This is a genomic window from Chitinilyticum litopenaei DSM 21440, from assembly GCF_000428145.1.
Lineage (GTDB): Bacteria > Pseudomonadota > Gammaproteobacteria > Burkholderiales > Chitinibacteraceae > Chitinilyticum > Chitinilyticum litopenaei.
In genome coordinates this window covers 123,228-138,041 of the sequence record NZ_ATZJ01000001.1, presented here as the reverse complement: position 1 = coordinate 138,041, position 14,814 = coordinate 123,228, and the positions used below count along the sequence as shown (strand labels likewise).

Below are 14,814 nucleotides of genomic sequence, written 5' to 3'. Positions count from 1 at the left end.
TTGTTTGCTGAACAGGGTTTCCAATCAGGTGGACTGATGCGGGCCAGCAGGTCTGGCATGGCAGTATCAACATAAGGGTATTACTTTCCAGCCCTTTTCAGTAATGGCTTTGCTGGCTATACCTTTGATAATTATTCAACGGCAAGCAATGAAATCAGCCTATCGCAGCAGCAGGGCGCATGAACGCCGGCCAAATCGTCCGGGCAATCGGCTGGATTCCGGCAAGCTCGATCGACTGCGCCTTGCCGTGCCGCGGCTGCCCAAGGGCCGGCTTGCCGACACTCTGGAGAACAGGATGAACGATACATTTGCCGCCCGCTGTGAAGCCTGCCGCGCTGGCGCGCCGCAGGTCAGCGATGGAGAACTCGCCGAGCTGATTCGCGCCATTCCCGACTGGACGCCAGTCAGTGTCGATGGCGTGCTGCAGCTGCAGCGCGAATACCAGTTTGCCGATTTCGCCCAGGCCTGGGCCATGCTCGACCGGGTTGCCCGCCTGGCCGAAGCGCATGGCCACCATCCGGCGCTGTTGCTGGAGTGGGGCAAGCTGACGGTGAGCTGGTGGACGCACAAGATCCGTGGCCTGCACCGCATCGATTTCGAGCTTGCCGCGAAAACGGATGAGCAGTATCCGGCGCAGGGCGAGGGCTGACCGGCCGAGCGGCGCTGCAATAAGCCCCTTGGCTGGCCCGTCTTCTGGCAAAGTGGCGGGCTTGTTCCTGTTTTTACCGCCATGAGCACTCTTTCTCCCGCCGGCAAGCCCGGCCTGCACCCGCGCAACCCCCACCAGGGCCGCTACGATTTCGCCGCGCTCACGCAGGCCGTTCCCGAGCTCGCACGCTTCGTGAAGCGCAATCCGCTCGGCGAGCCGACCATCGATTTCGCCAATGCGCACGCCGTGAAAACGCTCAATCGCGCGCTGCTGGCGCTGCACTACGGCATCGCGCGCTGGGACATCCCGCCAGGCTATCTGTGCCCGCCGATTCCGGGACGCGCCGATTACCTGTGCCACCTTGCCGATCTGCTGGCTGGCGACTTTGCCGGTACGCTGCCGCAGGGCGAGGCGCTGCGCGGGCTGGATGTCGGCGTTGGCGCCAATGCCATCTACCCGATGCTGGGGCGCGCACTGTTTGGTTGGCAATTTGCCGGCGCCGACATCGATGCCCCGGCGCTGGACAATGCCGCGAAGATTTTCGCCGGCAACCCGGTGCTGTCCGGCGGGCTGGATTGCCGTTTGCAGCGCGACCCGCAGGCGATCTTCCGCCACATCATCCGCCGCGGTGAACGCTTCGATTTCACGCTGTGCAATCCGCCGTTTCACCGCTCGGCTGAGGAAGCTGCGGCGGGCAGTGCGCGAAAGTGGAACAATTTGGCCAAGGCCGGGCGCAACCTGGGCAAGGCGGCCACGACCAAGCCGGTGCTCAACTTCGCCGGTCAGGCCCGCGAGCTGTGGTGCCCCGGTGGCGAGGCTGCCTTCATCCGCCGCATGATTGCGGAAAGCCGCCAGTTTGCCCGCCAGTGCCAGTGGTTCACCACGCTGGTCGCACGCAGCGAAAACCTGCCGGGACTGAAACAGGCCTTGCGCGCCACGCCGGCGGTGGATGTGCGCGTGATCGACATGGCGCAGGGCCAGAAAAGCAGCCGCATTCTGGCGTGGACCTTCCACGACGAAGCCGCAAGGCGCGAATGGGCGGCGCGGCACTGGGCCTGATCGGACATGCTGTTGAGCCGGGTTTGACCTTGCCTTTTCCCCGTTGCAAAGTACGGCAACAAAGCATGGAGAGACCGCCATGGCCCTTGCAGAGTGGAAATACCAAAGCCCCAGACAAAGCGTCTTGCCTGGCTGGGGCTGGCCGGGCTGCTTGCTTGCCGCCGCTGCCGTGATTGGCGGCTGGCTGCTGGGCCTGGGGCCGGTCGGCGTGCTGCCGGTTGGGGCCGCTTGGTGGGTATCCGCCCGCAACTCAGGCAAGTTATTGGTTTCCAGCAGATACCTTATATCGGGTACTGAGATTGTCTATTTCGCCAATGTCAGCCGTGCGCTGTGCGAGGAACGTCGTTTGTCGCTCACGCATCTGGACGGCAAGGTGTTCGTGCTGGAAGCCGGGCGCTTCCCCAGCAATGCGCGCAAGGCCGACAAGATCGCCAGGCATCAGGCCGACAAGTTCGCGCGCGTGGCCGAGCGGCTGATCGAACACGTTCGCGCCGCCGCGCCGGCCGCCGAGATTCGCCCGCGGGATGGCCGATGAACGCCAGCCCGCGCCTGATCCATCTGCTCTATGTGCCCACGCTGAACTGCAACCTGGGCTGCCGCTACTGCTATCTGGGCGAGCAGACGACCACCGCCAGCCTGAAAAGCGACGCCGCGCGCGCGGTGAACACCCTGCAGACTGCGCTGCAGCGGCTGGACGAGGTGAATGTGCTAGCCTTCAATGTGTCGCTGCACGGCGGTGAGGCAACGACGATGCCGCCGGCGGTGCTCGATGGCCTGTTCACGACAATCCGTGCGCATTACCTCAAGCACTTCGACGTGCTGCAGGCCAATGGCCACCGCAAGTCGGCGCCGCACATCAAGACCAATCTCTACAATTTCCACCAGCTCTGCGACTTGTTCGATCGCCACAAGGTGTCGGTGAGCGCCAGCATCGACCTGCCGCTGGCGCTGCACGGCCAGTATCGCGTGACGCGTGGTGGCGCAGACTGGCTGGCGCGCACGCACGCCAATCTGCGCCTGCTGGCGAAGTATCCGCACGCGAAGAAAATCTCGGCGACGCTGAGCCGCGAGCACCTGGCGCGGCCTGACGCGCTGGTTGCCGACATCTGGCATATCCACCGCGAGCTGGGCTTCGACATGAACCAGCTCAATCTGATGTTCGCCTTTCCCTCGCAGCTGAACCGCGCGCATCAGGGCGAACAGATCCTCACCCCGGCCAGCGAAGCCGAGCAGGTGGCGCTGTTCGAGCTGCTGCAGCGCGAATTCACCGGTACCGAGCTGGAAGAAGGGCTGCGCCGCCACTGGTTTGACGAATTCACCCCCAGCTACTGCACCAATGCGGTCAACTGCGGCGAGAAGTTTTATCTGCTGCAGGGCGATGGTGAGGTGTATTCCTGCGTGCGCGGCCAGGGCCTGCCGGAGTTTCGTTATGGCAACCTGCTGAGCGACCCGGTGCACGAGGTGCTGGCCAATGGCGCGGCGAAAATCCGCGCGATCCACGAGGAGCAGGGCTTTGCCAGCGATTGCCAGGGGTGTGGCCACCTGTCGCGCTGCAATACCGGCTGTGCGGTGGTGAAATTCCACAACCGCAGCGGCAAGTCCTACACCTGTACGCTGCAGCAGACCATGTACTCTGCCGCACCGGCGTTGTACCCGCTTGAAACGCCGGCCGAACAACAGGACTACGCGCGCTGGTATCAAGCGACCAACCATCCGGCCAGCGCGATCACCGCGCCGCTGCCGGCTGCTCCGGTGAACGAGGTGCTGCTGCCGCGCGACCTGCACGACGACAAAAACGCACTATCGCAGCTGATCGCCGCTGATGATCGATTGAATGCGCTGTTTTCGCCGCAGATGTTCGCACTGCAGATTGACGATGACATCGTGCCGCTGGCGTCGCAGCTGCTGAAAAGCGCGTCCACCTGTTACACGCTCGCGGCTGGCGACACGCTGCGCCTGCACATCAACGAGGCGGTGTGGGACGCGGCCTGCGACGAGCCGGTGCGCAACACGCTCTACCTGCAGCTGCTGCGCGATACGCCGGTGGTCTACGGCGACGAGCAGCGCACGAAGCAGGAGCATCTGTTCAGCTACCAGCTGTTCCGCCGGCTGATCACTGTGCCTTCCGCCTTGGGTGAGGGCTGGCGCACCGTCGATCTGGCGCCCTTGCTGGCGCTGCACGCTGGATTGTTCATGCGCGGTGTACTGAACAATTGCTTCGTGACGACCGGCTATTTGCGTGATTATCACTACCAGAAGCAGAAGAACAACGCCTTTTATCACATCCAGGCGCTCAATCTGCCCTTTCCGAATTTCGAGTTTTACTACCTGCCGGAGGCCAACGATGGCGACCGCGACGCTTGAAAAAACCGCCTTCACGCTCGAGCAGTTCCTCAATGCCTGCGGCCTGCCCGACGGGCCGGCGCGTACCGCGATCGAAGCCCAACTGGTCGACTACCTGCAGCAGGGGCAGCCGAAAAAGGACTATGTGGTGTTTCACGCGCAGCAGCTGAGCTGTTATCACGCCGGGGTGCAGAAAAAGTATTTCCTCACGCCCGAGGCAACCAGGACGCAGGTGATCTGGACCGACGGCAGAAAGATATCCCGGCTCGATGGCGCGGCATTCGCCAGGAATGGCCAGCTGGTGATGCTGGGCGCGGCGGGACTGGGAATCAGCGCGGCGGCGACCGCGCGCGAGAAGGGCAGGAACAGCAACAACAACAATAACAACAACAATAATAATAACAACAATGGCTAGGGTATAAATCTGTAGCCATTCATGGGATTGCGTTCTGGGCAGATGGCATGGTGGGTATAGGTTGAGCTGTGTGCTTCATGGCGGCAGCCTGCCTCGCAGTACTGCTGGCCATTCCGCTTACCAACTGTGTGCAAGCCGCGACGCAGCGGTGTTTTCCCGGCATGTCGTGCGGGCATTACAGCGTGGCTGCCGGATTCCAGACAACAAAGTGCGCTGCGCCTTCGAAAGAGCGGTCCCTGTCGGACAGGTGTTCGTGTTGCCACGCCTTGCCGCGGCTTTCCATGCCTTGTGCGCAGTGCTCGAGAAAGCGGGCGATGCGGCGCAATTCCTCGGGTGTGGCGACCAGCGTGATTTCCGCCAGTTCGGCCGGAACGATGTCTTCAGCGGGCAGGCCCTGATCCGCATAACCATGGATTTTCATGCTGTGCTCCTGTGGATGGCTGGCAATCAGCGCAGGCTGAAGCTGTCGAGCACCAGTGCAAAGCCGTCACGCACGCTGTCGAGGTCTTCGCTGGCGCTTTGGGCGATCAGGTAGGCCACGCGCTTTTCGCCGTTGAGCATGCGGTATTCGCGCTGGTGCGGCACCTTGACGCTTAGGTTCTGTTGATGTTTTGTTTGCGTTCCCGCTGGCGCGCTTTTTGCGCCGAATCAAGGCGTTGCGAGCGCCGCATAACGGGTTATGTCAGCGAAGCAACAACGCAGAGTCGGCGCAAAAAGCGCCCCAGCCCTCCGGGTTTGGCTGTTTTTGGCCTGATACGGCGTTGCAAAGCCCTTGCATAGAACGACTATGCGTCGGGCTTCGCGCCTTGTTTCAGGCCAAAAACAGCACAAACGGGCAGCGTAAACAAAACATCAACAGAACCTTACAGGCTGATGTCGAATTCCTCGCGCAGCGCTGCCTTGCCGACGGGGCTGAAGGCCCGCGTCCTGGATTTGGCCATGGGCGTGCTGCTGGCGGCCTCGGCCGAGAATTGGCGCGCAAATTGCGCCAGTGCCGGCGCTTGCTCCCGGGGCCGGACGATGACGATCACCAGTGCCTCGCCGGGGCTTTCGGCAAAGATCACCCTTTGCCCGTCGTGGCCGGTTTCCTCACTGACTGTCCAGTCTTGCGGGTGGTTGAAACGCACGCCCTGCCGTTCGTAGACGAGCGGCGCGCCTTGCGCCACGCCGGCGAGCAGGAGGCCGGTCAGCGCGCCGAGCAACCAGTAGCGGGTGGCTTGTGTAATCCGTGGGTATATGCTTGCAAACATTATTTTGAAAAGGTCCTGTTGGTATGGGTATGCATGTATATCGGGCGCTGCGGCTTGCGACTCACAATGTGTCCTGGCAGCGTTGCACGATGCTGCTGCTGGAGATGCCCGGGGTGTGCGGGGCGTAGCTGACGGCGATGCCGGCCTGTGTCAGCAGCGGCTCCAGCGTTTGCCAGCGCGGGCTGCCTTGCCAGTTGCCGCCGACGACCACGAGCTCGCAGCCCCAGTCGCGAATCCAGCTGGCGGCGCCGAGACAATCTGCGGTGGAGCAGGGCGCAAGCGCTGCGGCATCGACGCAGCGCAGTGCGGCGACGATTGCCAGTCTTTGCGCTTCGGGAATGACGGGCAGCTTGTGCTTGCTGGCCAGCACGTCGCGATCGCGAACCACGCCGACGTTGAGCACTTCGCCCTGCTCGCTGGCGTAGTGCAGATAGCGCAGATGCCCGATGTGAAACAGGTCGAAAACGCCGACGGCGAGCACCCGGCGCACCGTCATGCGCCGCTGCCTTGCGCGGGCTGTTGCGAGCGGGCCAGCGCGCTGTGCAGCTGCTGTTGCGCCTGCCGCAGCAAGGCGTCCTCGGGCAGGCGGCGCAGGCAGTGTTCGAGCAGCGCGGTCGCCTTGTGCAGCTGGCCGCTGCGCCAGTAATGGTTGATGCGATCCAGGGCGAAGCACTCGGTGAGCAGGGCAAAGCCGCGCAGATTGTAGGCGGCGATGACGGTATCAAAGTTGGGATCCGGTGTTTGCCAGTCACCGTATAGGGCTACAAGCCATTGCTGTGGCTGGTTCAAAGCCCATACGCTGCCTTCCGGGCGGAGCTGTTGCTGCAGTTGCAGCGGGGCGGGGTACTCGGCGATGCGCTGCCATTCCCAGGGCGTGCCCGCTTGCCAGAAGCCACCGATCAGCATGTCGCCCTCCTGTGCGATGCCGCACAGATCGAGGATCAGGCCGCTGGCGGCGTGGCGAAAGCTGCGCGGATTGAGCAGGCGCATGGGATTGCTTTCTTCCTGCCAGCCGTTTTGCAGCAGGCAGGCGCAGGCCGTGGCCATTTCGCTATAGGGCAGCGCGACATCCAGATCCTTGTCAAAGGGCAGCAGCCGGCCTTCGCGCTCCAGGCCGAGCAAGGTGCCGGCAAAGGGAAAGGCATGTACTCCCGCTGTGGCCAGCAGGGCCAGCGTTTGCCAGAGCAGGCGTTCGTGGCTGGCCTGGTCGTAGCCGCTGCTTGGCGGGCGGGGCCGGGCGACGGGTGGGCTGCCCAGTCGCAGGCGCAAGGCCTCGCGCAAATGGTGGCGCGCGCCGGGCAATTCGCCACTTTGCATCTGCAGCGTGCCCAGGCCTTCGTGCGCGGCGATCTGGGCCGGATCACTGGCCAGCGCGCTGCTGAACGCGGCGCGCGCCGCCTCTGCATCGCCCAGGCTGACATGCAGGATGCCGCTGAGGCTGAGCGTGGGGGCATGCGCGGCGTGCCGCTCCAGCAGTGCATGGCATTCCTGCAGCGCTGCGGCCAGCTCGCCGCCTTGCCAGAGCAGGATGGCGAGGCTGTAGCGGGCCTCGCTATTGTCCGCCTGCAGGCGCAGGCAGTAGCGCAGGGCATGCATGGCGGGTTCGGGCCGGCCCTGCTGCTGCCAGCACAGGCCCAGCAGCAGCCAGGCTTCGGCGTCGTCCGGCTGCAGGGCCAGCACTTGCGCCGCCTGCATGGCGGCGCTGCGGTAGTCGCCCTGCGCAAATGCCGCACGCATCAGATGACCTGCAGCGCCTGCAGTACCGGCAGACGCTGTTCGGCGAACACCTGTGCCTGCCTGAGCAGTTCGGCCCGGCTTTGCGCCGCATCCTTCAGCGGCTGGCCATCCTTGACGATATGGCGGCCCAGCGCCTGCAGGATCTCGCCGGCCTGCTCGCCCCACTGTTCCGGCGTGTTCAGGCCTTCCTGCCGGGCCAGCAGGAAGAGTTGCTGCGGCAGATCGACGGGCACGCCGCCACCGGTGACCGGGCTGGCCAGATGCTGGATTTCGCTGCCCAGCCTGGCCTTGTTCAGCAGATAGCGGTTCAGCTTGTGGCTGGCGGGCGCAGCCCGGCTGATCGCGGCCTCGTCCTGCGCCGGCCCCAGCTGCCCGTTGCTGGCCAGAATCAGCACGGTTTCAATGATCTGCTCCAGCGTGATGCCGCGTCCGGCGAGCGCCTGCTCCAGCTCCGCCAGGCTGTGCGCGCGCAGATCGGCCAGCAGATCAAGCACCGGGTCATAAATCGCCGCGTTCATCGTTGCCTCGCCCAGCGCCGAGCGGACGGTCAGCGAGACATTGGCACGGGCGATCTGCAGAACAACGCGCAGGCTGCGCAAGGCCTCCTGACGCGCCAGTGGCGAGAGCTTGCGTGCGCCCTTGATCCAGTAATCGCGGCGGAACTGCTGGTTGAGCAGGAAATCGCGGATGGTTTCGCGAAACACCGGGTCCGGAATGCCGTTGAGCAGCGCCTGCTGCTCCTGCGTGAAATTGGCCGGAATGATGTTGTCCAGATAGCCAGCCTGGCAGGCAAAGCTCAGCTTGGCCTGCTGCAGCCAGCCCGCCATGTCGGCGAAGTGCATGGGTTGCCAGTCGCGATTGAAGAATTCATGCGCGAGATAGTTGCGGTTTTGCCCGCCAAGACGCTTGAGGCGCTCGGCAATCTGCGGGTTGGCGCGTGCGAAGGCGGGATTGCAATCGAGCAATTGCTGGCTGAAGGCCAGCGCGCCGTTGACCCGATCCACCAGACCCTGGCCCGGTGCTGCCAGCGTATCGGCATAGGCATTGAACAGGTGGCGCATCGGAGCAAAGGCGGCCCAGCCGGGCTGCGTGTTGTAGCTGATGTAGAGCACACCGCCCACTTTCAGCTTGCGGCGGATGAAGTCGACCAGCACGCGCCGGTTGTCATCCGAGACCCAGCTCCAGATGCCGTGCAGGCCGATGAAATCGAAATCCGGCAGGTCGCTGCGCCGGGCAAAGTCGGCAAAGGCGTCATCGTGCAGGTCAATGGCCGCGCCGCTGCTGGCTGCCAGTTCCTGCGCGTGGCTGGCCTGGGCCGGGTTGAAATCGGTGCCGTACCAGTGTTGTACCGCTGCAGCGGCATGAATATTGGTGCTGACGCCCTGGCCAAAACCCAGCTCGCAAGCCTGGCCAAACTCCGGGCAAACCAGCCCGGCCTGCAGAAACGCCAGCTTGACCCGCAGGGGATTGAGTTCCGGGTAATAGCCATAGGTGTAGTCGATGTCGGCCACGTAGCCGGCGGTCCAGTCGAAGTCAGGCATGTTCGTCACGATAAACCCACTCAGTTCATAAAAAAGCAGGCCGGGATGCTACCCAGCCTGCTGCTCTTCAGCTCACCGCCTCAGCCCCTTCAGGGCAGGAAGCGGTCGTGATATTCCTCCGTTCCCATGAACGCACCGATCACCTGCATTTCCGGTACGCCGTCCGCCAGTTGCCCAAGCCAGTAGTCAAACCCCGCCTGTTCCGGTGTCCGGCCCAGCAGGCCGATGTAGTTCAGCGCGACCGTTACGGCATCATCCTGTCGGGCCTGGTGTTCTGCCGACTCGCTCAAGCCCAGCAGCACCGTACCGCGGCTCACGCCCTGATCCAGCTGGCCGGCCCAGTAATCCAGCCCGGCCGCATCGGCCGTCCGTTCCAGCACGCTCTGATACAGCCGCTCGACATACTGCCGGTTGCCCAGTCCGCCATACAGGCCCTGGAATTCCGCCGTCGCCACCAGTTGATCCGCAATCTGTGGCAGCGTGCTGCCTTTCAGTGCCTGCGTCATCCAGGCATTCAGCCCCGCATCGTCCGGCAGGCGCTCCAGCGCACCCAGATACAGGCGGCTGATGCCCCCCGCTGCCTGCTGGAACTCTGGCGAGTCCAGGAAGATCGCTGCCGTTTCGGCCCGGGTCAATACCCCGCGATCCAGCTGGTCCTGCCAGTAGGCCAGCCCAGCGGGTTCCGCTTCGCGGAACAGCAGATCGCGGTACAGCTGCATCACGAAGAATTTGCTGCTGGCAAACACGTCATTGTCCTTGACGCCCACCGCCAGGCCATTGCCTGCTTCCAGGGCGTCCGGGAACTGGTCGTTATCGCTGTCTGCTGACGGCGGTTGCTGGCGCAGGCCGACCGCACCGGGGTCGGTGATGATGCCATCCGCCTTGCCATCATCATCAAATTCGCCGCCATCGGTCAGTACGAAGTCCAGCCGTGTCTTGCCGCCTTCGCTGACCACCCGGCCGCCATATGCACTGCTGGCCAGATTGACCCATTCGCCTTGCTGGTTCTGCTTCCAGTAGCCATTGACGGGCAGGGTGCCGTCCACATACAGACTGAATGTTTCGCTGGCGCCATTGCTGCCCACTGCCGCCTTGAAGCTCAGCAGGCCCAGCGGCATCGCCAGATCGGCTGGTGCAGCGGCCGGTTTGTCCAGCTGCCGGATGTCCGAAAGGGCCGCAGTGGCACTGCCTCCGGTTTTGCCTTCGCTTGAATCCGAAACCAGTGTCACAAAAACTTGCTCGGCATTACCCGGATTACTTTGTGCTGTGCTGGTATGCAGGATGCCCAGCGAAGCCACATTGCCCTGCTTGTTATCAGCCAGCCCGTCACCGTTGCCGTCACCAAGCACGCTGAGCCCACCTGTTCCGGGCAGTACAGGTACTTGCTCCTCCTCCGTACCATCAATGCCGTCTTGATCATCCGTTGGCGGCGGCGGCGGCGGCGGCGGCGGTGGCGGTGGTGGTGGCGGTGGCGGCGGCGGTGGCGGTGGCGGCGGCGGTGGCGTTTCCGTATTGATGGAGTAATTGGCCGACGCCGCCGAACCGCTGCCAGCATTGCCGGCCAGATCGCTGACGCCGGCCAGATTCAGCGTAATGACATTGCTGCTGTCGCTGATCTCCGCTGTCGGGGTGAAGGTACCCGTCCAGGTCAGGCCGCCGTTCGTGCTGCCGAGCGTGCCAAGTTTGCCGTTCTCCACGGTGAAATCAGCAGCTTCAACGCCATAAACCTTCTCGGCAAACGTCACGGTCAGCATTGCGGTCTCGCCAACGCTGAGAGTGGAGTCGGAGAGCGTCAGCGTGGCGGTACTGGGCGCGGTGGTGTCAACGGTATAAGCCTGGCTCTTGACGGGGCCATCGCCACCGTTACCAACCACCTTGACCTGCAGGGTATTGCTGCCGGAGAGCAATGAGCGCGTTTGAGTCCAGCTGTCACTGCCAACCGCGCTGGTGGCTGCGATCCAGCCGCTGCCCTGATTGACCCAGACCGCTTCCCCGGCCGCCAGCTTGCTGCTGAGCGTGCCACTGATGGTCTGGCTGGCGGTATTGGTGATGAAATCGCTCGCTGAAACGCCGGTATCGGCCGAGAGCGTGATGCCGCTGACGGTGGTGGTTGGCGGCGCGAAGGTGTTGATCGCGAAGTTGTTGGAATCCTGCGTTCCGCTGCCGGCATTGCCGGCCGCATCCTTCACGCTTGCCAGGTTCAGCGTGATCACATTGTTGGCGTCGTTCAGCGGCGTATCCGGGGTAAAGGTGGCCGTCCAGGTGACGCCGTCCTTGCTGCTGACGCTATCGAGCTGGCCGTTGGGTACGGACAGATCGGCATTGTCAAAGTTGCTGATCGCTTCGGAGAAGGTAATGGTCAGTAGCGAGGTTTCCCCGACGCGCAGATCGTTATCGGTGATCACCAGCGTGGCGGTTGGCGCGACGGCGTCGATCAGTACGCCGGCGGTCGAGCCCACGCTGTTGAGCGACAGCGTGGCGTCGTTGCCTGCGGCATCCTTGAGCGTGCCGCTATTGGCGGACAATGCGCCGACGGTAATGCCATTGCTGTCCAGATTGCCGCTGGCCACGGTGTAGCGGAACACCAGTGCCGAGGAACCGCTGCCGCTCAGGTAGTCGGCATACACGGTGCCGCCCGTATCAAGGGTCAGGGCAATGCGTGGTGTGCCGCCGGCAGTATCGACGGTGACCGCCTCGTTGAAGTTGACGGTAAAGTCGAGATTTTGCCCAGTGAGGTAGGTGGCATCTGCCGGTACGTTGACCGAACTGACAGCGGGGGCGGTCGTGTCAATGACCAGCGCTTGATTGGCGCCGAGCGAGTTGGTGGCTCCCGGTGCTGGCAAAGTCAGCGTCGCTGCCGTACCGCCCGATGTGGCGTTGATCGTGCCGCCATTGAGCGCCAGCGCTGCCGTGCTGAGGTAGTCCAGATCGCTGCTGGTGTCGCCGGCCTGCACGGTGTAGGTGAAGGTGAGCGTGGTCGTGCCGCTGCCGCTGCCGTAGTTGATGGTGCGGTCGTTAGCGCCGGTTTCCAGCGTCAGTTGCGGTGTGCCGGTGACGGTGACGGCTTCGCTGAAGGTGATCTGGATGCTGATGGTGTCGCCGGCCTTGTAGCTGCCATCGGCGGTCGAGGCGCTGACATTGGTTATGGATGGCGCGGGGGTGACCGTAATGGTCTCGGCGATGTAGCTGACGTTGCCGGCGGTATCGGTTGCGCTGAGATACACCTTGTAAGTGCCGGCAGTCAGTGTGGCGCTGCTGCGCAGGCTGGTGCCGCTGATGTTGAAGCTGCCGTTGTCGGCGTCGTTGGTGCCATTCCCGGTTGCCAGCGCATAGCTGATGCTCTGGCTATCCGTTGCCGACAATGTGCCGATTGCGGCGTTCACGCCCGTGCTGCCGGCAGTGATGCTGTTGCCGCTGAGCGCCAGGCTGGTTGGTGCGGTGGCATCGATGGTGATGGCGAGCCCGCTGGAGACCGTACTTTCATTGCCGGCCGCATCGGTGGCCTTGGCGGTCACGGTATGGCTGCCCTCGCTGAGCGCCAAGCTGGTGATGCTCCAGTTGCCACCCGTAGCCACACCTGAGCCGATTTCAGTTACGCCGTCATACAGCTTCACTGTGCTGCCGGCTTCCGCCGTCCCGGTGAACGTAGGCGTGGTGTCACTGGTGATGTTGTCGGTACCCGAGCTGCCGGAATCGGTGCCGGAAGTCATGTCCGGGGTACTGGGGGCATTGGGCGCCGTGGTGTCGATGATCAGCGCCTTGTTGGCGCCAAGCGAACCGGCTGCACCGGGGGTGGGCAGCGTCAGCGTAGCCACCGCGCCGCCGGACGTGGCGGTGATGGTGCCGCTGTTGAGGGCCAGCGCGCTTGTGCTGGTGTAATCCAGATCGCTGCTGGTGTCGCCGGCCAGCACGGTATAGCTGAAGGTGAGCTCGGTTGTGCCGCTGCCGCCGGTGTAGTTGATGGTGCGGTCGGTGCTGCCGGTTTCCAGCGTCAGTTGGGGCGTACCGGTGACGGTGACGGCCTCGCTGAAGGTGATCTGGATGGTGATGACCTCACCAACCGTATAGCTGCCGTTGCTCTTGCTGGAACTGATGTTGGTTACGGTTGGTGCAGGTGGTATGTAGTTGGTGTCCAGTGTGCCAATGTTATGGATGTTGTTGGCTGCAGTCGGGCTGTTACCTGTTACTCCAGCGCCGCCCTCCAATCCACCCGCACCACTACTCCCCGTGTTGCCGGACATGGCGGCGAAGTTGGCACTGGTAATGTTGAAGGTACCTTTGTTATAGACTCCACCAATACCGAGACCGCCATCACCACCGTTTTCATCGTTGCTTCCGCTACCACTGCCACCGCCACCGCCGCCGCCAGCGCCGACATTATTGCTGATGATTGATGTGCCAATTACGGTGATGATGCCGCTGCTGGCATTGTAAATGCCACCGACGGCATCACCCCCATTTTTACCAACTGCATCCCAGCCGGAGCCGCCGCCGCCGCCGCCAATAGACAGCGCGCCGCTAGTGGCAGTGGCGCCTGCGCCACCATCTGAATAATTAAATGTACCGGTACCGCCGGCACCCCCGGTTGACGTTCCGCCTCGCCCTCCCATAACAGTTGCGCTATAGCCACCCCCTCTACCACCTGCGCCACTGCTACCGGCAACCCCCGCATAAGTTCCGGATCCCGAACCGGCCAATCCGCCTGTTCCGCCGATACCGGTTGAGCCGCCATTATGCAAAGGACCACCACCGCCGCCACCGCCGCCAACATTGGCGCCAGCGACACCACCGCCTCCTCCACCGCCAGCTGCACCATTGGCGGTAATTGTCGTATTTTTTATGGTCAAGGAGCCGGCATTACGGATGCCCGCGCCGAGCGCATCTGCACCATCTGTCGCGCTAATGCCGCCGTTGCCACCTTGGCCGGACAAGGTGCCATGGGTAATGACCAGACCATCCAGGGTTACCGTGCCGCTACTAATCTCCAGTACTCGGCTGGTGTAGTTGGCATCCAGCGTCACATCCGCCGTGCCGTTGTTGTCCAGATCGCCATCAATCGTCAGGTTCTTGTTGATGAGCAACTGCCCGCTCGACAAACCCACCGTCATGCCGGCATTGAAGGTGATGGTGTCACCCGAGGTTGAGCTGGCGATAAGATTGCGCAGGGTACCCGCACCACTGTCGGCATTGCTGTTGACGGTGAGGGTTGCCAGTGTGTGCTGGTAATCGGCCAGTTTTTCCGGGGTAAAAACCAGGCCGGCCTCGATCTGGCCGCTGGTAATTTCCAGTTCGAGATCGTGGCCTGCGCCGGTGCGATCATCGGAGGCGGCAACATCGGCGCCGGTAAGCGCCGCCAGTTGCTGCACGAAAGCCTCGCCTTGTTCCCCGGCGCCCAGGCTGCAGGAATACACCAGCAGGTCACCATCCGGAGTCAGTGCCTCACCGATGGCCGCCAGCTCGGCACTATGATTGGCCAAGGCCGCCTGATCGACATAGCTGCTGCCCAGCCAGAGATCGCCTTCCCAGCCGTGCGCCACCAGGCTGATGGCGGGAATGTCCTGCATGCCCTGCAGCGCGGCGGCGATCTGGGCAAAGCCGTCGCTGTGCTCATCGAGCACCAGAATGGCGGTACCCGGTTCGGCTGCGGCAATCAGCTGTTCCTTGTCGGCAACGCGCGCGTCAATGACCAGGATGTGCTGCGGTGCGGGATTGGTACTTGCCGTACCGTCTGATGTCATGAGCGTGGTCATCGTGCGATCTCCAGTTTTATATACAGCATGTGGTATTGCTGAATTACTCAATTTGGCATTGGGTTATACG

Annotated in this window: 12 protein-coding genes; 5 read left to right on the top strand and 7 right to left on the bottom strand. The window is 63.2% G+C overall.

Translation table 11 applies throughout. The annotated features are described in order from the left end of the window. Nucleotides 1-295: 295 nt before the first annotated feature. The 5 genes from C515_RS0100655 to C515_RS0100635 all read left to right on the top strand — a co-directional run bounded on the left by C515_RS0100655 (nucleotide 296) and on the right by C515_RS0100635 (nucleotide 4,466). Nucleotides 296-649, top strand: a complete 354-nt coding sequence (locus C515_RS0100655) for a 4a-hydroxytetrahydrobiopterin dehydratase (RefSeq protein WP_028453942.1) — start codon at nucleotides 296-298, stop codon at nucleotides 647-649. Between the two features lie 81 nt (nucleotides 650-730). After that, nucleotides 731-1,708 (top strand): 23S rRNA (adenine(1618)-N(6))-methyltransferase RlmF, encoded by a 978-nt coding sequence (rlmF, locus tag C515_RS0100650; protein WP_028453941.1) that lies wholly within the window; start codon nucleotides 731-733, stop codon nucleotides 1,706-1,708. Between the two features lie 79 nt (nucleotides 1,709-1,787). Then, a complete protein-coding gene (locus tag C515_RS0100645) occupies nucleotides 1,788-2,243 on the top strand; it encodes a hypothetical protein (RefSeq protein ID WP_043647591.1) in 456 nt (151 codons plus the stop codon). Continuing rightward, nucleotides 2,240-4,072 carry a radical SAM/SPASM domain-containing protein gene (locus C515_RS0100640; RefSeq protein ID WP_043647589.1) on the top strand — a complete coding sequence of 611 codons (1,833 nt, stop codon included), beginning with the start codon at nucleotides 2,240-2,242 and terminating at the stop codon, nucleotides 4,070-4,072. Before C515_RS0100645 ends, C515_RS0100640 begins: the two co-directional genes overlap by 4 nt. Beyond that, nucleotides 4,053-4,466: a hypothetical protein gene (locus C515_RS0100635; protein WP_028453938.1), complete on the top strand. Its 414-nt coding sequence runs from the start codon at nucleotides 4,053-4,055 to the stop codon at nucleotides 4,464-4,466. Before C515_RS0100640 ends, C515_RS0100635 begins: the two co-directional genes overlap by 20 nt. A 175-nt stretch (nucleotides 4,467-4,641) precedes the next feature. Here C515_RS0100635 and C515_RS0100630 read toward each other — a convergent pair whose 3' ends face one another. From C515_RS0100630 to C515_RS22085, 7 genes are all read right to left on the bottom strand, one after another. Then, nucleotides 4,642-4,887 (bottom strand): Imm32 family immunity protein, encoded by a 246-nt coding sequence (locus C515_RS0100630; protein ID WP_028453937.1) that lies wholly within the window; start codon nucleotides 4,885-4,887, stop codon nucleotides 4,642-4,644. 26 nt (nucleotides 4,888-4,913) lie between these two features. Next, nucleotides 4,914-5,051 carry a hypothetical protein gene (locus C515_RS23935; RefSeq protein WP_158380754.1) on the bottom strand — a complete coding sequence of 46 codons (138 nt, stop codon included), beginning with the start codon at nucleotides 5,049-5,051 and terminating at the stop codon, nucleotides 4,914-4,916. Nucleotides 5,052-5,329: 278 nt separating this feature from the next. Continuing rightward, a complete protein-coding gene (locus C515_RS0100620) occupies nucleotides 5,330-5,716 on the bottom strand; it encodes a hypothetical protein (RefSeq protein ID WP_144290279.1) in 387 nt (128 codons plus the stop codon). A gap of 61 nt (nucleotides 5,717-5,777) precedes the next feature. Beyond that, complete coding sequence (locus C515_RS0100615; protein ID WP_028453935.1) at nucleotides 5,778-6,212, bottom strand: FAD synthase family protein; 435 nt, start codon at nucleotides 6,210-6,212, stop codon at nucleotides 5,778-5,780. Next, nucleotides 6,209-7,453 (bottom strand): tetratricopeptide repeat protein, encoded by a 1,245-nt coding sequence (locus C515_RS22090; RefSeq protein ID WP_051304478.1) that lies wholly within the window; start codon nucleotides 7,451-7,453, stop codon nucleotides 6,209-6,211. Before C515_RS22090 ends, C515_RS0100615 begins: the two co-directional genes overlap by 4 nt. Next, nucleotides 7,453-8,994 (bottom strand): methyltransferase regulatory domain-containing protein, encoded by a 1,542-nt coding sequence (locus tag C515_RS0100605; RefSeq protein WP_043647587.1) that lies wholly within the window; start codon nucleotides 8,992-8,994, stop codon nucleotides 7,453-7,455. Before C515_RS0100605 ends, C515_RS22090 begins: the two co-directional genes overlap by 1 nt. 89 nt (nucleotides 8,995-9,083) lie before the next feature. Next, nucleotides 9,084-14,744 (bottom strand): Ig-like domain-containing protein, encoded by a 5,661-nt coding sequence (locus C515_RS22085; RefSeq protein ID WP_051304477.1) that lies wholly within the window; start codon nucleotides 14,742-14,744, stop codon nucleotides 9,084-9,086. Nucleotides 14,745-14,814 lie beyond the last annotated feature (70 nt).